Source organism: Roseateles asaccharophilus (assembly GCF_031458115.1).
GTDB lineage: Bacteria > Pseudomonadota > Gammaproteobacteria > Burkholderiales > Burkholderiaceae_C > Pelomonas > Pelomonas asaccharophilus_A.
On sequence record NZ_JAVDXV010000003.1, the window covers coordinates 517,487 to 538,372 of the forward strand.

14 protein-coding genes are annotated in these 20,886 nt (G+C 69.2%); 10 read left to right on the forward strand and 4 right to left on the reverse strand.

Features of this window, described 5'->3' with window-relative positions:
* The first annotated feature begins 1 nt into the window (after window position 1).
* On the forward strand, window positions 2-979 hold the full coding sequence (locus J2X21_RS10765; protein ID WP_310328280.1) for a TerC family protein: 978 nt from the start codon (window positions 2-4) through the stop codon (window positions 977-979).
* An 81-nt stretch (window positions 980-1,060) separates the two neighbouring features.
* Window positions 1,061-3,694, forward strand: coding sequence for a S9 family peptidase (locus J2X21_RS10770; RefSeq protein WP_310328354.1), 2,634 nt, complete (start codon window positions 1,061-1,063; stop codon window positions 3,692-3,694).
* 48 nt (window positions 3,695-3,742) lie between these two features.
* Here the strand turns inward: J2X21_RS10770 and J2X21_RS10775 are convergent, their stop codons facing one another.
* On the reverse strand, window positions 3,743-5,371 hold the full coding sequence (locus tag J2X21_RS10775) for a choice-of-anchor I family protein (protein ID WP_404666535.1): 1,629 nt from the start codon (window positions 5,369-5,371) through the stop codon (window positions 3,743-3,745).
* Between J2X21_RS10775 and J2X21_RS10780 the strand changes: the two genes are divergently transcribed.
* Both J2X21_RS10780 and J2X21_RS10785 read left to right on the forward strand, forming a co-directional pair.
* Complete coding sequence (locus J2X21_RS10780) at window positions 5,370-7,751, forward strand: PAS domain S-box protein (protein ID WP_310328285.1); 2,382 nt, start codon at window positions 5,370-5,372, stop codon at window positions 7,749-7,751. The two genes, J2X21_RS10775 and J2X21_RS10780, sit on opposite strands and share 2 nt — an antisense overlap.
* Window positions 7,752-7,867: 116 nt before the next feature.
* Window positions 7,868-9,553, forward strand: a complete 1,686-nt coding sequence (locus tag J2X21_RS10785) for a sensor domain-containing diguanylate cyclase (RefSeq protein ID WP_310328287.1) — start codon at window positions 7,868-7,870, stop codon at window positions 9,551-9,553.
* Here the strand turns inward: J2X21_RS10785 and J2X21_RS10790 are convergent.
* Entirely contained in the window at window positions 9,550-10,242 is a 693-nt protein-coding gene (locus J2X21_RS10790; protein WP_310328291.1) for a response regulator transcription factor, read from the reverse strand. The genes J2X21_RS10785 and J2X21_RS10790 overlap by 4 nt on opposite strands.
* A gap of 171 nt (window positions 10,243-10,413) precedes the next feature.
* Between J2X21_RS10790 and J2X21_RS10795 the strand changes: the two genes are divergently transcribed.
* On the forward strand, window positions 10,414-10,770 hold the full coding sequence (locus tag J2X21_RS10795; protein WP_310328293.1) for a hypothetical protein: 357 nt from the start codon (window positions 10,414-10,416) through the stop codon (window positions 10,768-10,770).
* A gap of 5 nt (window positions 10,771-10,775) precedes the next feature.
* Here the strand turns inward: J2X21_RS10795 and J2X21_RS10800 are convergent, their stop codons facing one another.
* Together J2X21_RS10800 and J2X21_RS10805 are read right to left on the reverse strand one after the other, a co-directional pair.
* Entirely contained in the window at window positions 10,776-11,318 is a 543-nt protein-coding gene (locus J2X21_RS10800; protein WP_310328295.1) for a DUF1415 domain-containing protein, read from the reverse strand.
* Window positions 11,315-12,511, reverse strand: a complete 1,197-nt coding sequence (locus tag J2X21_RS10805) for a M20 aminoacylase family protein (RefSeq protein ID WP_310328298.1) — start codon at window positions 12,509-12,511, stop codon at window positions 11,315-11,317. Before J2X21_RS10805 ends, J2X21_RS10800 begins: the two co-directional genes overlap by 4 nt.
* Before the next feature lie 49 nt (window positions 12,512-12,560).
* Between J2X21_RS10805 and J2X21_RS10810 the strand changes: the two genes are divergently transcribed.
* The 5 genes from J2X21_RS10810 (at window position 12,561) to J2X21_RS10830 (ending at window position 20,884) form a co-directional block, all read left to right on the forward strand.
* Window positions 12,561-12,872: a hypothetical protein gene (locus J2X21_RS10810; RefSeq protein WP_310328301.1), complete on the forward strand. Its 312-nt coding sequence runs from the start codon at window positions 12,561-12,563 to the stop codon at window positions 12,870-12,872.
* A 73-nt stretch (window positions 12,873-12,945) separates the two neighbouring features.
* The gene (locus J2X21_RS10815; RefSeq protein ID WP_310328304.1) at window positions 12,946-14,922 is read left to right on the forward strand and encodes a TonB-dependent receptor; all 1,977 of its coding nucleotides are present in this window, start codon (window positions 12,946-12,948) and stop codon (window positions 14,920-14,922) included.
* A 155-nt stretch (window positions 14,923-15,077) separates the two neighbouring features.
* The gene (locus J2X21_RS10820; protein WP_310328307.1) at window positions 15,078-16,517 is read left to right on the forward strand and encodes a circularly permuted type 2 ATP-grasp protein; all 1,440 of its coding nucleotides are present in this window, start codon (window positions 15,078-15,080) and stop codon (window positions 16,515-16,517) included.
* Between the two features lie 2 nt (window positions 16,518-16,519).
* Complete coding sequence (locus J2X21_RS10825; protein ID WP_310328310.1) at window positions 16,520-17,452, forward strand: alpha-E domain-containing protein; 933 nt, start codon at window positions 16,520-16,522, stop codon at window positions 17,450-17,452.
* A gap of 3 nt (window positions 17,453-17,455) precedes the next feature.
* Window positions 17,456-20,884 (forward strand): transglutaminase family protein, encoded by a 3,429-nt coding sequence (locus J2X21_RS10830; RefSeq protein ID WP_310328312.1) that lies wholly within the window; start codon window positions 17,456-17,458, stop codon window positions 20,882-20,884.
* Window positions 20,885-20,886 lie beyond the last annotated feature (2 nt).

Sequence of the window (20,886 nt, forward strand, 5' to 3'; positions counted from 1 at the left end):
GATGGATGGCCTGACCGCGTTCCTTCAGGCCGACTTCCTCGGCACGGCCGTCTGGCTGTGGGTGGCGTTCCTGACCATCGTCGCGGCGCTGCTGGCCTTCGACCTGGGCGTGCTGCACAAGGACGACCACGAGATCGGCGTGCGTGAGAGCCTGCTGCTGTCGGCCGGCTACATCAGCGCGGCGCTGCTGTTCGGCGCCTGGGTGTGGTGGCGGCTGGGCAGCGACAGCGGCATGGACTTCTACACCGGCTTCCTGATCGAGCAGTCGCTGTCCATCGACAACGTGTTCGTCATCGCGCTGATCCTGGGCATGTTCAACATCCCCAGGCAGTACCAGCACCGCGTGCTGTTCTGGGGCGTGCTGGGCGTCATCGTGCTGCGCGCGATCATGATCGGGCTGGGCGTCACGCTGGTCACGAAGTTCAGCTGGGTGCTGTACCTGTTCGGCATTTTCCTCGTCATCACCGGCATCAAGATGTGGTTCGCGGCGGAGAGCACGCCGGACATCGCCAACAGCAGGATGCTGAAGTGGGTGAAGCGCCATGTGCGCGTGACCGAGGGCCTGCGTGGCCATGCCTTCCTGGTGCGCGAGCCCGAGGCCGGCACGGGCCGCGTGGTGTGGCACGCGACGCCGCTGCTGCTGGCGCTGATGGTCATCGAGTTCGTCGACCTGATCTTCGCGGTGGACTCGGTGCCGGCCATCTTCGCGATCACGACCGACCCCTTCATCGTCTACACCAGCAACATCTTCGCCATCCTGGGCCTGCGCGCGCTGTACTTCGCGCTGGCCGCCATGATCCACCGCTTCAAGTACCTGAAGTACGCGCTGGCGCTGGTGCTGGTGTTCATCGGCAGCAAGATCTTCCTCGTGGGCATCATCGGCAAGGTGCCGGCGGTGGTGTCGCTCAGCGTGACCTTCACGCTGCTGGCCGGCGGCGTGGGGCTGTCGTTGTGGAAAACCCGTGGCGACCGGCCGTGACGAATGGTGGGCACAAGCCGATTTCCTAGAATTCGCCGCCCCTAACCCTAGGGGGCGTGTTCAGGAGACCCCTTGAAGCCCGTGCTTTTTGCTGCCGCCGGCAGCCTCGTCCTGGCCTTGATGGCCGCACCGCCGCTGCAGGCGCAGACCACCACTGCCGCCAGCCTCGAACAGATCTTCCGCGCCGAGCCCTACCGCGGCGAGAACGCCAAGGACGCCGCCTTCAGCCGCAGCGGCCGCTACCTGGCCTATCTGTGGAGCCCGTTCGGCGAACCCGGCTCCGATCTGTGGGTGCACGACACCAAGACCGGCAGGACGCAGCGCCTGACGTCGCCGCAGCTGATGGCCGCGTTCGAGTCGCCGGAAGACCTGGAGCGCTTCGACAAGAAGCTGAAGCAGCGCAACGACGAATGGGCCGAGCGCCAGGCCAAGGAAGTCGCGCAGCAGGCTTATCTGCGTGGCGACAAGGTGGACCTGTCGCAATGGGAGACCGCGCAGCTGGCGGTCCTGAAGAAGGAACTGGCCGACAAGAAGGCCAAGGACGATGCGCAGAAGGCGGCCGACAAGGTCGACGCCGATGCCGAGAAGTACGCGATGGCGGTGCTGGCCGCCAAGCGCGCCGGCAAGCCCGCGCCGGCCGCGCCCGCCGCCGCCTCGGCGCCCGAGAAGAAGGCCGAGGACAAGGACAAGGAACTCTGGGAACTGCGCGACGAGCTGAAGAAGAAGCTGGCCCGCGACAAGCTCAAGCCCGCCGACCTCTACCCCGGCGCGGCCCAGTTCGCGTGGGCGCGCAAGGCCGACGAGCTGGTGTTCCAGTACCGCGGCGGCTTGTACCGCTGGAAGGCCCACGACAAGGCGCCCACGCAGCTGATCGCCACCCAGCGCGAGCTGCGCCTGGTGGGCTACACGGCCGACGACGGCGGCGTGCTCTACACCGACGAGACCCGCGTGCTGCGCACCGGCTTCAAGCAGGCCGGCGTGCAGGTCGTCAACCGTGAGCTGGTGCACCCGGACGACGAGCAGAAGAAGTACAAGATCGCAGACACCGCCGTCAGCGAGGACGGCCGCTGGATGTCGCTGCTGGCCAAGGCGCCGCTGCGCACGGCCGACGACAAGCCCGCGCCGCCGCCCAAGCAGGTCGAGATCATGAACTACGGCGAGCGCTGGGCCACGGCCAAGAAGGTCAACCGCGAGGTGTCCGACGACAAGCGCAACATCCAGGCCATGGCGCTGTACATCCGCCAGCTGCCGGTGGCCGGCGAGGCCCCGCGCAAGCAGCCCGCGCCGGTGTTCACGAACAACGGCGGCGACGTCTGGTTCGAGATGAGCGACGTGGCCTGGGCCAAGGACGGCAGCCGCTATGCGTTCTCGACCTGGGAACGCGAGAAGGAGTTGCTGCGCGTCTACATCGGCGCGGCCGACGAGACGGCAAAACCGGAGGTCGTGCTGGAGCGCCGCGGCGACGTGGGCCACGAGGTCGTCAACGTCATCAAGCCGCGCTTCACGCCGGACGGCAAGACGCTGGTGCTCGCGCTGGACGAGGCCGGCTGGCGCCAGCCCTATGCCATCGACGTGGCCACCAAGGCGCTGCGCTCGCTGGTGGGCGGCGATTTCGAGGCACACCAGGTCGTCGGCTTCACGGCCGACAGCAAGGCCATGTTCGTGCTGGCCAACAAGGGCGACACGGCGGCGATGAACGTCTTCCGCGTTGACATGGCCACCGGCGCGCTGCAGGCGCTGGGTGCGGCGGGCGAGTACCACCGCGCGGCCGCCGCGTCGGAGGACGGCCGCTGGGTGGCCGCCAACGCCGGCAACTGGGCCCAACGCCCGGAGCTGAAGCTGCTGGCCACCGACGGCAAGACCGCCACACGCACGCTGACCGAAAGCACCGACAAGGCCTGGGCCGACCTGAAGCTGCTGCAGCCCGAGCGCTTCGCCTACCCCAACCGCCACGGCGACCGCATCGAGGCCTATGTGTTCAAGCCCGCCGGCTGGAAGGCGACGGACAAGCGCCCGGCCATCGTCTACGTGTACGGCGGCCCGCTGAACGACCGCCACATCGTCGAGGTCGACAGCTTCCAGAACACCGCCTACCTGTTCGGCCAGTACATGGCCGCCAAGCACGGCTACGTCACCATCGCCGTCGACCCGCGCGGCCACAGCAACTATGGCCGCAAGTTCTCCAACGCGAACTGGGAGCGCGTCGGCGAGCCGCAGTCCGAGGACCTGGAAGACCTGGTCAAGCTGTTGCCGGCGCAGTTCGGCGTGGACGCGGCGCGCGTGGGCCTGAACGGCTGGAGCTTCGGCGGCTTCCAGACGCAGTACACGATGTTCACCAAGCCCGACCTGTTCGCCGCTGGCATTGCCGGCGCGGGCCCGACGGAATGGGAGAACTACAACAGCTGGTACAGCGGCCGCACCATCGGCAAGGTGGACCGGACCAAGCCCGTGCTGCGCAAGTACTCGCTGCTGCCGCTGGCGCGCGGCCTGAAGAAGCCGCTGCTGCTGGTGCACGGCATGCAGGATCCCAACGTGCTGTACCAGGACACGGTCAACGTCTACCGTGCGCTGCTGGAGTCGGGCAAGGAGTCGCTGGTCGAGCTGTTCCTGGACCCGGACGGCGAGCACGCGATGGGCGGCGCGGTGAAGCCCGCCGGCTGGCATCGCAAATATGAAGCCTTCTGGGTACGCAATCTGGGGCGTGCAACGCCTTGAAATGAAAAAGGGCGCCGGTGACGGCGCCCTTTTTGCTGGTGGCGCGGCTCAGGCTTTCCTGCGACGCGCCATCCAGCCGACCAGGCCAAGGCCGCCCAGCAGCATCGCGTAGGTGCTGGGTTCCGGCACCGGAGCCAGCGCGAACAGCGCGGTGCCCGCGCCCACGCCGTCGGCGCCCTCGGCCGACACGGCCAGGTAGTGCACGCCGTCCATCGTGAAGCCCTTCAGGCCTTCGGGCGCGATCTGGCCGCCCATGGTCAGCATGCGCACGAAGCTGGTCTTGCTGGGGTCCAGCACGTCGATCTCGAACACCGCCACGGCGCCGGTGGTCGTGCGTTCCAGGCCGATGAAGGCGAAGGTCTTGCCGCCAATCTCCATCAGCTCCACGCCTTCGGGCTCCACGCCCTTGTCGCGGCTGCGGCCGTCGTTGTAGATGCCTGCTGCTGCGGCCTGCACGTCCAGGATGTTGCCGCTGTCGTAGACCAGGTTGCCATCCGCATCGCGGATGGAGAACGAGCGTGCGCCGGCCGCGTACAGGTTGCCGGCGGACGAGTCGGTGTTGGAGATGCGCAGATTGGCCAGCAGCGGGTCCGAGCCGCCGGCGGCCGAGCGGTCGGCGTCGTCCTCGCGGAAGTCGCCCTCGTTGGCCATCACGACATAGGTCTTGGCGCCGCCGGTGAAGCTGGCCATGCCGTCGGGCATGTAGAGGCCCTTGACCGCGACGGACTGGAAGCTGACCGTGCCGTTGTTCAGCGTGTCGATGGCGTTGCCCGCCTGCGAGAAGTCCTTGGCGCCCAGGCCCACGACCTTGGTGAACTTGCCGCTCTGCAGGTCCAGCACGCCCATCGCATTGGCTTCCTGCAGGCTCACATAGGCCTGCGTGCCGGCCTTGTTGACGGCGATGTACTCGGGCTCGAAGTCCATGCCCGTGTTGGTGCGGATGTGGCTGCCGGTCTGCGCCACGCCGGCCAGCGTGGCGGTGGACACGACCGAGCGGCTGGCCACGTCGATGATGCTGACGCTGCCCACCGGGTCGTTGGCGCCCACGCCGTAGTTGCGCGGTGTCGTCGTGCCGATGCGGGTGCCGTAGTCGCCGGCATTGGGCGTGCCTTCGTTGGCCACCAGCAGGCGGCTGCCGTCCGGCGTGAAGGTCAGCATGTCGGGCAGCGAGCCCACCGCGATGGTGCTGGTGCCGGCCAGCAGGCTGCGGCTGGTGGTGTCGTACAGCTGCACGACGCCTGGCAGCTTGCGGTCATTGGCCTCGATGGCGAAGGCCGCCACGCCGTTGTGGATGGCCACGCTATTGATTGAGCCCCAGGCGCTGGTGTCGATGAATCCCAGCGACGCGCCGGTCTTGGCGTCCAGCACGTTGACCCCCTTAACGCCCGACACCCAAAGCGTCTTGGTGGCCGCATCGAAGCTGACGATCTCGGACAGGAAGCCGCTTGGCGTGCCCGTGTGCGTGCTGCTCCAGGCCTGGCTGGCGCCGTCCAGCAGGCCGGCATGGGCGCTGCTGGCGAGGGCGAGGGATGCGGTGAGGGCCTGGATCAGACGGGTGGTTTTCATGGCGGGGGGCGGGGTGGACCAAAACCGCGCATGCTCCGCAAGCGGTGTGACAGACCCGTGACGGGCGTGCTCGCCTGACCCCCCTGATCCCGGGGCTAAGCTTGCGACCATGGTGATTCCCGCCTTGCCACCCGATGAAGACCAGCGCCTGGCCCGCCTGAGCGCGCTTCAGGTCATGGACACCGAGCCCGAGCCGCTGTTCGACCACCTGGCCGCGCTGGCCGCGCAGATCTGCGGCACGCCCGTGGCGCTGCTGGGCCTCATCGACGAGAAGCGCCAGTGGTTCAAGGCCGCCGTGGGCTTTGGCCGCAGCGAGACGCCGCGCGCCCAGACCTTCTGCGCGCACACGCTGCTGGCCGATGGGCTGTTCGAGGTCTGCGACGCGCAGCTGGACGAGCGTTTCGCGACCCACCCCGACGTGCTGGCCAACCCGCCGCTGCGCTTCTACGCCGGCGTGCCGATACGCCTGGACGATGGCAGCCACCCCGGCACGTTGTGCGTGGTGGACTTCCAGCCGCGCGAGCTGACCGAGGCGCAGCGCGAGGCCTTGACGCGGCTGGCCGGCAGCGCGGCCGAGGCGCTGATGATGCGAGAGCGCGTGCAGGCCCGGCAGGCCGCGGTGGACGAACCGTTCCGGCTGCTGGCCGAGATCGCGCCGCTGGGCGTGTTCAGCGCCGACGCCGCCGGCCGGTTCAGCTACACGAACGCCCACTGGCAGCGCATCTCCGGCCTGAGTGCGCAGGCGGCGCTGGGTGCGGGCTGGGCGGCCACGCTGGCGGCCGAGGACGCCGCCTCCGTGGTGGGCCATTGGCAGCGCTGCGTCGTGCGCCGACAGCCCTTCGAGATGCGCTACCGGCTGCGGCACCCCGGCCACGAGCTGCCGCGGCAGGTCTGGGTGCGGGCGCGGCCGCTGTTGACGCCAGACGGCCAGCTGGCCGGCTATGTGGGTATTGCCGAGGACGTGACCGACCGCATCAGCGCCGAACGCGAGCTGAGGGACAGCAAGGCCTTGCTGGACCGCACCGGCCGTGTCGCCGGCATCGGCGGCTGGAGCCTGGACCTGCAGACCGAGGAGATCGTGTGGAGCGACCAGACCTGCCGCATCCACGACTTGGCGCCCGGTCACCGGCCCACGCTGGACGAGGCCATCCGCTATTACAAGCCGGAGGCACGGCCGGTCATCGAGGCGGCGGTGCAGCGTGGCATCAGCTACGGCGAGCCCTGGAGCCTGGAGCTGCCGTTGGTCACGGCCACCGGCCGCGACATCTGGGTGCTGGCCCAGGGCCAGGTGGACTGGCAGGACGGCGTGCCGGTGCGGCTGGTGGGCGCCTTCCAGGACGTCACCGAGCACCATCGCGCCGCGGTGGAGCTGGAGCGCAGCCGACAGCGGTTGCGCGCGTTGTACGAGTCCACGCCCGCGCTGATGCATTCGGTGGATGCCGAGGGGCGTGTGCTCAGCGTGTCGGACCGCTGGTTGGAGCGGCTGGGCTACCGCCGCGAGGAGGTGCTGGGCCGCAGCATCGACGACTTCCTGGAGCCGCAGTCCTGCTTGCAGGTGCGCGATGTCTTTCGCCCCGCGCTGTGGCGCGATGGCCATGTGGACGATTGCCCTGTGCAGCTGATCCGCGCCGACGGCCAGTTGCGCGACGCGCTGGTGTCGGCCGTTGCCGAATACGACGCCGAGGGCCGGCCGCTGCGCGCGCTGGCGCTGGTGGACGACATCACCGAGGAGCTGGAGCGCCGCGCCGAGCTGGCGCGCGAGCAGCAGATGCGCCGCCAGACCGAGCACCATGTGCATGAGCTGGACCGGCTGCTGCATGAGCGCTCCGAGATGCTGGACGTGCTGGCCCACGAGGTGCGCCAGCCGCTGAACAATGCCAGCGCCGCGCTGCAGAGCGCCGCCGCCAGCCTGGCCGGCCGCGGCGAGCAGCAGGCGCAGCAGCGTCTCACGCGCGCGCAGGCCGTGCTGGGCCAGGTGCTGGCCGGCGTGGACAACACGCTGGCCGCCGCCAGCCTGCTGGCCGGCGCCGCCAGCATCGCGCGGGTGGACACCGACATCGACACGCTGGTCGCCGTCACCGTCGCCGACCTGCCGCGCGATCAGCGCGACCGCATCGTCGTGCACCGCCACACGGCCACCCGCACCGCGCTGATGGACATGAGCCTGCTGCGGCTGGCGCTGCGCAACCTGCTGTCCAACGCGCTGAAGTACGCGCCGGGCATCAGCCCGGTCACGCTGCATGTGATGGACTTCGACGAACCCGCCGCGCTGCAGTTCGAGGTGGCCGACGCCGGCCCTGGCATTCCCCGCGAGCTGCTGCCGCGGCTGTTCACCCGTGGCGCCCGTGGCCATGGCGGCACCGAATCGACTCACGGCCTGGGCCTCTACATCGTGCGCCGCGTGATGGATTTGCACGGCGGCAGCGCCGAATTGCTGCGGACTGGGCCCTTGGGCACCGTCATGAGGCTTACGCTGCCGCAGGCCGGTTGACGGCCTAGACTCGTTTTTGCCCGCTCCCCCCGACTCCGATGATCGACACCCAAGACGCTTCCCCCACGTCTCCGTCGCCTTCACCCGCATCTGCGCCTGGGCGCCGGCTGCCCACCTTGCGCAGCCAGCTCAGCCTGTGGGTGGGTGGCCTGTCGCTGGCCGTGCTGACGCTGGTGGGCGGCTATCTGGGCAAGCTCGCAACCGACGAACTGTTCACCGCCCAGCAGGCCGCCGTGCGCGCGACCGCGCAGGCCGCCGCGGAACTGCTGGCCACTCAGCTGCGTGACCGCGAGCGTCAGATCGAGCTGCTCAGCGTGGCGCCTCATCTGGTCAACGGGCGGTTGGACTCGCAGGAGGTGCGCGACTCGCTCGACCGGCGCCAGGCGCTGCACGACGAGTTCGCCTGGCTGGGCGTCGTCGCGCCCGACGGCACCGTGCTGCAGGCCACCGGCGGCATGCTGACGGGTCGCTCGGTCGCGCAGCGCGACTGGTTCATCGCCGCGCGCGAGCGCGTCTTCGTGGGCGATGTGCACGAGGCCAAGCTGCTCGCCACGATGTTGCCGGCGCTTCCCAATGGCGAACCCACCCGCTTCATCGACTTCGCCGCGCCGATCCGGGACTCCGACGGTCGGTTGCTGGGCGTTGTCGGCGCGCATGCGCACTGGCGCTGGGTGACCGGCCTGGTCGATGGCGTCGTGCGCCGTCAATTGCCCGGCAGCGGCATCGACGCGCTGATCCTGGACCGCCAGGGCCGCCTGCTCTATCCCGAGGCGCTGAAAGCCGCCCAGGCCTCCGGTGCCGCCGTGCTGCCCAAGCCCGAGAACGGCCGCTTCGACGGCGAGCTGGTGTTCGACGGCAAGCCCTACCTGGCCAGCGAGGCGACGCTGCAGTTGCGCACCAACGCCGAGCTGGGCTGGCGCATCGTGGCCCGCCAGCCCATGGAGCAGGCCATGCGCCCGGTCTCCGCGCTGCGCCGCGAGCTGGTGCTGCTGGGCGTGCTGGCCGCCACGGCGCTGGCGCTGACCGCCTTGCTGCTGGCCCGGCGCTTCAGCCGCCCGGTCGAGCAGTTGGCCCGCATCGCCGCGCGCGTGGAGACCGAGCGCCGCGTGCCCGACTTCCCCGAGCAGCCCGGTGTGCGCGAACTGGACGGCCTCAGCCGGGCCATGCAGTCCATGGCCCGCTCGCTGCTGCAGACCGAGAAGGACCTGCAGGCGGCCAATGCGACGCTAGAGACGCAGGTGCAGCAGCGCACGGCGGAGCTGCAGGCGGCCAACGCCAAGCTGGAGCACCTGGCCACGCGCGACCCGCTGACCGGCTTGCACAACCGCCGCAGCCTGGATGCCCGGCTGGCCGAGGCGCAGGCGCTGGATCGCCGCTACGGCCGCCAGAACGGCCGCGTGCACGGCCTGCTGTTGGTGGATGTGGACCACTTCAAGCGTATCAACGACAGCTTCGGCCACCCGACCGGCGACGCCGTGCTGCGCCAGCTGGCCGAATTGCTGCAGTCCTGCGTGCGCGTCACCGACGTGGCCGCGCGCTTTGGCGGCGAGGAATTCGCCGTGCTGCTGCCCGAGCTGGCCGGCCCGCTGGAGGCCGTCATGGCGGCCGAGAAGATACGCACGGCCGTGGAGGCTGCGACCTTCCCGCAGGTGGGCAAGATCACCGTCAGCGTCGGCGTCAGCCTGGCGTCGCCGGATGACCTGGAACTGGCGCCGCTGATCGCCCGCAGCGATGCGGCGCTCTACGTGGCCAAGCGCGGTGGCCGGAATGCTGTGGTCTTGAAGGAGGCAGGGGCCGCCTAGAGCAGCTGCAGCGGCGCGCGGAACACGTAACCCACGCGCGACTTGCTCTGCAGCGGCACCAGCGTGGGCGTGGCGCGCTCGATGCGGCGGCGCAGCCGGTAGATGGTGGCGGACAGGCCGTCGTCGCTCTCGCCCTCGGCCACCTCGCGGCCCAGCTTGTTCAGCAGCGCCTCACGCGTGACGGGCTCGCCACCGGCCTGGGCGAAGCATTCCAGCAACTGGCGGTCGGCCTCGCTGAGCTGGATGCGGGTGCCGTCCGGCACGATGAGCTCGCCGCTGGCACGATCCAGCTTCCAGACGGCATCGGCCGACGAGGGCTTGGCCACGCGCCGCTGCACGGCGGCAATGGCCAGTGCGACCTGTTCGAACTGCACCGGCTTGACCAGGTACATGTCGGCTCCGGCCGTGATGACCTCGCGGAACACCTCGGGGCCTAGCCGGCCCGACACGACCACCACGCCGGCGTCGGTGCGGCGGCGCAGGATCTTGATCAGCTCCACGCCGTTGACGCCGGGCAGCATCAGGTCCACCAGGTAGAAGTCGAAGGAGAACGCGTCGGGCGACGCCAGCAGTGCATTGCTGTCGTCGAAGCGGCTGACCGCGATGCCCTGCTGCTCCTGCAGGAACTGGGTCAGGAACTCCGAGTACTCGGCGTCGTCGTCGATCAGGGCGAGAGTCTTGGGCTGCATGGCGGCAGTGGGCGTCAGAGCAACCGCGGAGTTTGCCGCATGACTGAGGCGTCAGGTCGCGGAAATGGGGGCTCAAAGCGTGCGGTATTGCGCAAGCCAGCCGACAGCAAGGCTTGACACTGGAGATGCACAGTGCCAAATCACAACTATCACGGCCCGAGGAGACAGACGATGGCCGATGCCACCGACGACGAAGGCGGCGACGACACGCTGGATTGGCTGCTGCCCGGTCACCGCGCCGCACCCGCGGAGGCGCTGGTGCGCATCCAGCGCCTGTGCGCGGCCTGGCCCGATCTCCATGCCGCGATGTTCATCGTACTGGCCACCCACCAGGATCTGCCGCGCGACATGCTGGCTGCGGCGATCAAGCAGTTCCGTCCCGATCTCGACCCCTTCACGCGCGAGGACGTCGTCAGCCTGCTGACATCGATCTGGAACGGCGGCAAGAGCGGGTTCGACGCGGTGCTGCGCACGCGGGCGAACTCACCGAAAAAGGGGGGCGGTGGTTTCTCCTGGGTTAAGGAGTAGCAGGGCTACTTTTTCAGCCCCAGGGCCGCCCAGCCCTCGTGCCCCAGCTTGTCCAGCGTCTCGAGGTTGTTCTCGTAGATGGACGCCGTGTCCGGCATGGACTCCACGGCGCGCTCGATGCTGTCCTCGCGCAGGATGTGCAGCGTGGGGTAGGGCGAGCGGTTGCTGTAGTTGGCGATGTCGTCCGGCTCGCTGTCGGCGAACTGGTAGGCGGGGTGGAAGTCGGCAATCTGCAGGATGCCGTCCAGCTTCAGGTCTTCGATGAGCGCGTCGGCGGCGTCCAGGAAGTCGTTGAAGTCCAGGAAGTCGGTCAACACGTGGGGGTGGATCACCAGCGTCGTGTCCACTTCGTCCGGGTCGGCACGGTTCAGCGCCAGCAGCTCGCGGGCCAGATCCTTCAGCAGCGCCTCGGGGTCGGTCGCGTCGCTGACGACGTAGCGGATGCGCTCGTTGACGTGCACGGCCTTCGCGAACGGGCACAGGTTCAGGCCGATGACGGCCTTGACGACCCAGTCGCGGGTGTCGGCGATGACTTGGTTCTCGTTCATTTCTTCGGCGTGTTCAGCCACTGTTCGGCCATCTGCACCCACATCGATCCGCCCAGCGGAATCAGCTCATCGTTGAAGTCGTAGCTGGGGTTGTGCAGTGTGCACGGGCCCATGCCGTGGCCGCCGGTGCGGTGCTCGCCGTCGCCGTTGCCGATCAGGAAGTAGCAGCCGGGCTTGTCCAGCAGGTAGTAGCTGAAGTCCTCGGCGCCCATCGTCGGCTCGAACTCCTGCACGTTGTCGGCGCCCACCATGTCGGTCAGCACGCGGCGCACGAAGTCGGTCTCGGCGGGGTGGTTGATGGTGGGCGGGTAGTTGCGGCGGAACTCGAACTCGGCCGTCAGCTCGAAGGCGCCGGCCAGCTGCTCGGTCATGTCCTTCATGCGGCGCTCCAGCAGGTCCAGCAGCTCCAGCGTGAAGGTGCGCACCGTGCCTTCCATGACGACCGAGTCGGGCACGACGTTGGTGGCCTCGCCGGCATGGATCATCGTCACGGAGATCACGCCGGGGTCGATGGGCCGCTTGTTGCGGCTGATGATGGTCTGGAAGGCCGACACCAGCTGGCAGGCCGCCGGCACCGGGTCGACGCCCAGGTGCGGCATGGCCGCGTGCGAGCCCTTGCCGCGCAGCGTGATCTTGAACTCGTTGCTGCTGGCGAACACCGGGCCGGTCTTCACGGCGAACTGGCCGGCCTTCATGCCGGGCCAGTTGTGCGCGCCGAACATGGCCTCCATCGGGAATTTCTCGAACAGGCCGTCCTTGATCATCTCGCGCGCGCCACCGCCGCCTTCCTCGGCGGGCTGGAACACCAGATAGACCGTGCCGTCGAAGTTGCGGTTCGTCGCCAGGTGCTTGGCTGCGGCCAGCAGCATGGCGGTGTGGCCGTCGTGGCCGCAGGCGTGCATGCGGCCGAGATACGAGCTGGCGTGCGGGAACTGGTTGCGCTCCGTCATGGGCAGCGCGTCGATGTCGGCGCGCAGGCCCACAGCGCGGTCCGACGTGCCGTTCTTGACGATGCCCACCACGCCGGTGGTGCCGAGGCCGCGATGGATCGGGATGCCCCAGTCGGTCAGCGCCTTGGCGATGACGTCGGCGGTGCGCTGCTCGTGGAAGCAGAGTTCGGGGTGCTTGTGCAGATCGCGGCGGATGGCCGTGATCTCGGCCGCGTCGGCCAGGATGGTGTCGATGAGCTTCATGAGCGGGTGACTTCAGGCTCTGTAAGCCCCGGAGTTTAGGATTACGCTCGTGAACTTCCGTCGCGTCGCTCGCGGCTGGCTTTTCTGGCTGGCCCTGATCCTGCCCATCGCTCAGGCGATGGCGGGCGTGCACGCGTTGTCGCACGTGGGAGATGGGTCCGACGAGGCCATCGTCCACCTGGTCGATTGCGACCTCTGCCTGACCGCCGCCCACCTGGCCGGCGTTGCACCGGCCGCCGCGCCCAAGCCGTTGCTGGCCAGCCCGGCCGTCCATGCGGCGCCCGAGGCGGCGCCAGCCGCAACGCCCGGCGTCACCCGCCTGGGCCTGCCCCCGGCGCGCGCGCCGCCCGTTTCCGTCTGAACCCCAAGCCTCTTCGCGACCGCCATCCCGGCGGTGCGCGCGCTTTGCGTTTTCAGATTCGGAAGTCTTCACCATGCGTTCCCTCGTCCTGGCGCCCATCGCGGCTGGTTGTTTCACCCTGGCCGCCCAGGCCAACCCCGCCCCCACCGAGTCGCTGGACAAGGTCGTCGTCACCGGCAACCCGCTGAAAAGCCAGGTGCTGGCCCAGCCCAGCGATTCGCTGTCCGGCGACCAGCTCGTGCTGACCCGCGCCGCCAACCTTGGCGACACGCTGCAAGGCCTGCCGGGCGTGGCGGCCACCAACTTCGGCCCCAACGCCAGCCGGCCGGTCATCCGCGGCCTGGACGGCGACCGCGTGCGCATCCTGAACAACTCCGGCGCGTCGGTGGATGCGTCCAACCTCAGCTTCGACCACGGCGTGGCGATCGACCCGCTGGTCATCGACAAGGTCGAGGTGTTGCGCGGCGCCGCGGCGCTGCTGTACGGCGGCAACGCGGTGGGCGGCGTCGTCAACACGCTGGACAACCGCATCCCGCGCAGTTTCATCAAGGGCCTGAGCGGCGCGGCGGAAGTGCGCCTGGGTGGCGCCACGCGCGACCGCAGCGGCGCCGTCGTGCTGGACGGTGGCAGCGGCCAGGCCAACTCGGGCTTCGGCTGGCATGTGGACCTGGCCGGCCGGCGCGCCGACGACCAGCGCGCGCCCCGCTTCGACAGCGAGGGCGAGACGCGCGACAGCGTGCGCAACTCGGCGGCGAAGAGCCACGGCGGCGCGGTGGGCGGCTCGGTGTTCTTCCCGGGCGGCTATGCCGGCGTGTCGCTGGACGACTACGACACCGACTACGGCGTCACGTCCGAGGAGGACGTGACCATCCGCATGCAGCGCCAGCGCGTCGCGACGGCGGGCGAGTGGGCCACGGCCATGGGGCCGGTGCGCCGCGTCAGCTGGCTGTTGAGCCGCAACCGCTACGAACACGTGGAGATGGAGGGCGCGGATGTCGGCACCACCTTCAGGAGCCGCGGCACCGACGGCCGGCTGGAGCTGGAGCACGCACCCATCGGCGCGCTGAAGGGTGTCTTCGGCGTGCAGACCGAGTCCATGGACTTCTCGGCGCTGGGCGAGGAGGCCTTCGTGCCCGGCACGCGCACGCGCAACACCGGCGTTTTCCTGCTGGAGCAGGCCAGGCTGGGCGGCGTGGATTGGTCGGCCGGCGTGCGCACCGAACGCGTGACGGTGGACTCCGACGGCGGCGAGCGCTTCGGCGCGGCGCAATCGCGCAAGTTCAGCCCGGTCAGCGTCGCGTTGTCCGCCGTGCTGCCGCTGGACCGGGCCTGGAGCCTGAGCGCCAACCTGAACCGCACGCAGCGTGCACCGGCCTATTACGAGCTGTTTGCCGACGGCCTGCACGTCGCCACCGCGGCCTATGAGCTCGGCAATGCCAACCTGGGCCTGGAGCGTTCGCGCGGCGTGGACCTGGGCCTGAAGTGGGAAGGCGGTGACAGCCATGTGCACGTCAACGCCTACGAGACGCGCTTCTCCAACTACATCGCGCTGAACGCCACTGGCGACACGGTGGAGGACGAGGGCGAGGAGCTGCCGGTCTACGCCTTCCAGGCGGTGCCGGCGCGGCTGCGCGGCGTGGAGCTGGAGGCGCGCTGGCAGGCGCACCGTGCGTTCGCGCTGCTGGGCCAGCTCGACGCCGTACGCGGCGAGAACACCCAGACCGGCGAGCCGCTGCCGCGGCTGGCGCCGCTGCGCGCGATGCTGGGCGTGGAGGCCCGCCAGGGCGAATGGTCGGGCCGGCTGGAATGGCGCGGCGCGGCCCGCCAGGACCGGGTCGCCCAGTTCGATACGCCCACGGCCGGCTACGGCACGGTCAGGCTCAGCCTGGCGCGCCAGTTCAACTGGGGCCAGGGTGATGCGCTGTGGTACCTGAAGCTGGACAACCTGGGCAACAAGCTCGCCTACAGCGCCACGACGGTGGCCACGCTGCGCGGTCTGGCGCCTCAGCCGGGACGTTCCGTCAGCACCGGATTGCAACTGCGTTTTTGAATATGCGATGAATGGTCACCGGGGCCCGGTATAAATCCGGTGCCTCGGCGCCTTTGTGGCGGGCGCGCCGCACTGCAACGGTGCTGGCGCGCACCAGGATTCGCCGCCCATGTGGGCGCGGAACTTGCGTCGCGGCTCGAGGAGAGGAGCAAGCGATGCAGACCGCCTTTGACGAGATGAATACCGCGGCCGGGGCAGAGGCCCCCCGCGCCCATTACGCGGCCTACGCGCGATGGCTGGCAGACCAGCCCGAATCGCTGATGCGCGAGCGGCGCGAACAGGCGGAGCTGATCTTTCGCCGCGTCGGCATCACCTTTGCCGTCTATGGCGACAAGGACAGCGGCGAGGGCACCGAGCGGCTGATCCCGTTCGATCTGATCCCGCGCGTGATCCCGGCGGCCGAGTGGACTTCCATGCAGGCCGGCCTGGCCCAGCGCGTGACGGCGCTGAACCGCTTCATCCACGACGTCTATCACGACCAGGAGATCCTGAAGGCCGGCATCGTGCCCGCCGACGAGATCCTGAACAACGCGCAGTTCCGCAAGGAGATGATGGGCGTGGACGTGCCGGGCGGCGTCTACAGCCACATCGCCGGCGTCGACATCGTGCGCGCCGGCCACCCCGACGGCAGCGGCCACTACTACGTGCTGGAAGACAACCTGCGCGTGCCCAGCGGCGTCAGCTACATGCTGGAGAACCGCAAGATGATGATGCGGCTCTTCCCCGAGCTGTTCGTCAACCACCGCATCGCGCCGGTGGCCCACTACCCCGATCTGCTGCTGGACACGCTGCGCAGCGTGGCGCCGCCGGGAGTGTCAGACCCCACCGTCGTTGTCATGACGCCGGGTATGTACAACTCGGCCTACTTCGAGCACGCCTTCCTCGCGCAGCAGATGGGCGTGGAGCTGGTCGAGGGTCAGGACCTGTTCGTCGACGGCGGCTTCGTCTACATGCGCACGACGCGCGGCCCCAAGCGCGTGGACGTCATCTACCGCCGCATCGACGACGACTTCCTGGACCCGCAGGTGTTCCGCGCCGACTCGCAGCTGGGCTGCGCCGGCCTGGTGGACGCCTACAAGGCCGGCCGTGTGACGCTGTCCAACGCTATCGGCACGGGCATTGCGGACGACAAGTCCATCTACCCCTATGTGCCGAAGATGATCGAGTTCTACCTCGGCGAGAAACCCATTCTGCAGAACGTGCCCACCTACGTCTGCCGCGAGAAGGACGACCTGGCCTACACGCTGGCCCATCTGCCGGAGCTGGTGGTCAAGGAGGTGCATGGCGCCGGCGGCTACGGCATGCTGGTCGGCCCGGCCGCCACCAAGGACGAGATTGCGTCCTTCCGCGAGCGGCTGCTGGCCAACCCGGGCAACTACATCGCGCAGCCCACGCTGTCGCTGTCCACCTGCCCGACGTTCGTCGAGAGCGGCATCGCGCCGCGTCACATCGATCTGCGACCCTTCGTGCTGTCGGGCTCGTCGGTGCGCATGGTGCCCGGCGGGCTGACGCGCGTGGCCTTGAAGGAGGGCTCCCTGGTGGTGAACAGCAGCCAGGGCGGGGGCACCAAGGACACCTGGGTTCTGGAGGACTGAACATGTTGTCAAGAACCGCAGATCACCTGTACTGGATGGCGCGCTACATCGAGCGCGCAGAGAACACGGCCCGGCTGCTGGACATCGCGTACCAGACCACGCTGCAGCCTCAGTCCGCCGTCGAGGCCGAGCAGACATGGCGCAGCCTGCTGTCCATCTCCGAGCTGAACGCGCTGCATGCCAGCGGCTACACGGACGTGGACGCGCGCAGCGTCATGAAGTTCTTCGTCGCCGACGAGAACAACCTGTCCTCCGTCTTCAACTGCCTGCGCGCGTCGCGCGAGAACGCCCGCGCGGTGCGCGGCTCGCTGACCACCGAGGTCTGGGAGACCACCAACCAGACCTGGCTTGAGTTCCGCAAGCTGCTGAAGGCCGACTGGCTGCGCGACCCCGGCGCGCTGTTCGAGTGGATCAAGTACCGCAGCCACCTGTCGCGCGGCGTGACCGTGGGCACCATGCTGCAGGACGAGGCCTTCCACTTCATCCGCATCGGCTCCTTCCTGGAGCGCGCCGACAACACCGCGCGGCTGCTGGACGTGAAGTTCTACGACGAGGGCCACGCCCCCGCCGAGCGCGAGGCGGCGCGCGACTTCTACTACTGGTCGGCCGTGCTGCGCTCGGTGTCGGGCTTCGAGATCTACCGCAAGGTCTACAGCAACGTCATCCAGCCCGACAAGGTGGCCGAGCTGCTGATCCTGCGCCAGGACATGCCGCGCTCGCTGGCGCACTGCATGTCGCGCCTGGTTGGCAACCTGAAGCGCGTGGCCAACCCGCAGTCCACCGAGACGCTGCGCCGCGCCGGCCGACTGGAGGCGGCGCTGAACTTCGGGCGCATCGACGAGATCCTCGCGACGGGACTGCACACCTATCTCGACGACTTCCTGGCCAAGGTCGCCGACCTCGGCAACGACATCAGCAACGACTTCCTGGTCTGACGCATGAGCATTCACGTCGCCCTCAAGCACGTCACGCGCTACAAGTACGACCGCCCGGTCAACCTGGGTCCGCAGGTCGTGCGCCTGCGCCCGGCGCCGCATTGCCGCACGCCGGTGCTGAGCTACTCGCTGCGCATCGAGCCGGAAAACCACTTCATCAACTGGCAGCAGGACCCGTTCGCGAATTACCTGGCGCGGCTGGTGTTCCCCGAGAAGACGACCGAGTTCACCGTCACGGTGGACCTGGTCGCCGAGATGGCGGTCTACAACCCGTTCGACTTCTTCCTGGAGCCGCACGCGCAGACCATTCCCTTCAAGTACGACGAGGCGCAGCAGGTCGAGCTGGCACCCTATCTGCAGGCCGGCCCGGCCACGCCGCTGCTGGCGGCCTACCTGAAGGACATCCCGCGCGCCGAGCGGCCGACGATCGACTTCCTCGTCGACCTGAACCAGCGCGTGCAGAACAGCGTGTCCTACCTTATCCGCATGGAGCCCGGCGTGCAGACGCCGGAGGAGACGCTGCAGAAGGCCTCGGGCTCCTGCCGCGACTCGGGCTGGCTGCTGGTGGAGCTGATGCGCCATCTGGGCCTGGCTGCCCGCTTCGTGTCGGGCTACCTGATCCAGCTGAGCCCGGACGAGAAGGCGCTGGACGGTCCCAGCGGCACCGAGGTCGATTTCACCGACCTGCACGCGTGGTGCGAGGTCTACCTGCCGGGCGCCGGCTGGATAGGCCTGGATCCCACGTCCGGCCTGCTGGCCGGCGAGGGCCACATCCCGCTGGCCGCCACGCCCACGCCGGGCAGCGCGGCGCCCATCAGCGGTGGCGTGGACAAGAGCGAGGTCGAGTTCGACCACGAGATGAGCGTCACGCGCATCTACGAGTCGCCGCGCGTGACCAAGCCCTACACCGAGGCCCAGTGGGCCGACGTGCTGAAGCTGGGCGAACAGGTCGACGCTGAGCTGCAAGCCGGCGACGTGCGCCTGACCATGGGCGGCGAGCCCACCTTCGTGTCCATCGACGACCGCGATGCGCCCGAATGGAACACCGAGGCGTTGGGCCCCACCAAGCGCCTGTACGCGCAGCAGCTGACGCACCGGCTGCGCGACGAGTACGGCCAGGGCGGTTTCCTGCATTTCGGCCAGGGCAAGTGGTACCCGGGCGAGCAGCTGCCGCGCTGGGCGCTGAACATCTACTGGCGTACCGACGGCCAGCCCTGCTGGCGCAACCCCGACTGGTTCGCCGACGAGCGCGAGGGCCACACCTACACCAGCGCCGACGCCAAGACCTTCATGGGCGCGCTGACAGCCCGCCTGGGCCTGCCGGACACGCATGTGCGGCCCGGCTATGAAGACACCTTCTACTACCTGTGGCGCGAGCGTCGCCTGCCGGTCAACGTCGACCCGTTCGACTCGCGCGTGGACGACGAGATGGAGCGCGTGCGCCTGCGCCGCGTGTTCGACCAGGGGCTGTCCCACGTCGTCGGCTATGTGCTGCCGCTGCGGCACGCGGGGGACGAGCCCGCGCTGGCCGGCGCGCGCTGGCAGACGGGGCCCTGGTTCCTGCGCGACGAGCGGCTGTACCTGCACCCCGGCGACTCGCCCATGGGCTGGCGGCTGCCGCTGGATTCGCTGCCCTGGGTCAGCAAGGGCGACTACCCCTACCTGATAGCCCAAGACCCGTTCGCGCCACGCGGCATGCTGCCGGCGGCGGCCACGCTCAAGGCGCAGGTGCAGGGCGTCACGTCGTCCGGGCCCACGCCCGGGCTGCGGCGTGGCGACAGCTTTGCCGTGGGCAACGGCTTTGCGCCGGGCGACTCGCCGTGGAGCGCGTCGGCCGACCCCGCCGCGCCGGTGCGCTTCGAGAGCGCCCACTGGATCACGCGCACGGCGTTGTGCGTGGAGGCCCGTGACCCGCGCCGCGCCAATGGCCCGGCGGCCGAGGCCAAGGGCCGGGCCAGCGGCGTGCTGTACGTCTTCATGCCGCCGCTGGAAAAGCTGGAGCATTACCTGGAACTGCTGACGGCCGTCGAGGCCGCCTGCGAGGACACTGGCTTCAAGATCGTGCTGGAGGGCTACCCGCCGCCGCGCGACCCGCGCCTGAAGCTGCTGGCCGTGACGCCCGACCCCGGTGTCATCGAGGTCAACATCCACCCGGCGCACAACTGGGGCGAGCTGGTCCAGCACACCGAGTTCCTGTACGAGGCCGCGCGCCTCACGCGGCTGTCCAGCGAGAAGTTCATGATCGACGGCCGCCACAGCGGCACCGGCGGCGGCAACCACTTCGTGCTGGGCGGCGCCACGCCGGCCGACTCGCCCTTCCTGCGCCGCCCTTCGCTGTTGGCCTCGCTGCTGGCCTTCTGGCACAACCATCCGTCGCTCAGCTACCTGTTCAGCGGCCTGTTCATCGGCCCCACCAGCCAGGCCCCGCGCGTGGACGAGGCGCGCAACGACCAGCTGCGCGAGCTGGAGATCGCGCTTGACGAGATCCACAAGCTGGGTGACAACACGCAACCCTGGCTCATCGACCGCACGCTGCGCAACGTGCTTGTGGACGTGACCGGCAACACGCATCGCAGCGAGTTCTGCATCGACAAGCTGTACTCGCCCGACTCGGCCACCGGCCGGCTGGGCCTGCTGGAGCTGCGCGCGTTCGAGATGCCGCCGCATGCGCGCATGAGCGTCGTGCAGCAGCTGCTGCTGCGCGCGCTGATCGCCCGCTTCTGGAAGACGCCCTACCGCGTGCCGCTGGTGCGCTGGGGCACCGAGCTGCACGATCGCTGGCTGCTGCCGCACTTCATCCGCGACGATTTCGCCGACGTCATGCAGGACATGGGCGAGGCCGGCTACGCGCTGGACGCCGCCTGGTTCGCGCCGCACTTCGAGTTCCGCTTCCCCAAGGTCGGCGAGTTCGCCGCGCGCGGCGTGCACGTGACGCTGCGCGGCGCGCTGGAGCCCTGGCATGTGATGGGCGAGGAGGGCTCGTCCGGCGGCACGGTGCGCTATGTGGACGCGTCGCTGGAGCGGCTGGAGGTGCATGTCTCGGGCCTCGTGGACCCACGCCACCGCATCACCGTCAACGGCCAGCCACTGCCGCTGCAGCCCACCGGCCGCGTCGGCGAATTCGTCTGCGGCGTGCGCTACCGTGCCTGGCTGCCCGCCTCGGCGCTGCACCCGACCATAGGCATCCATGCGCCGCTGACGCTGGACCTGGTGGACACCTGGCAGCAGAAATCGCTGGGCGGCTGCCGCTACTTCGTCGCCCACCCGGGCGGCCGCAACTACGCGACGCTGCCGGTCAACGCCTACGAGGCCGAGAGCCGCCGGCTGGCGCGCTTCGAGACACAAGGGCACACGCCGGGCACCGTCGAGGTGGGTGAGCCCAAGCGCAGCCTGGAGTTCCCATTCACGCTGGATCTGCGCAAGGCGAGTTGAGG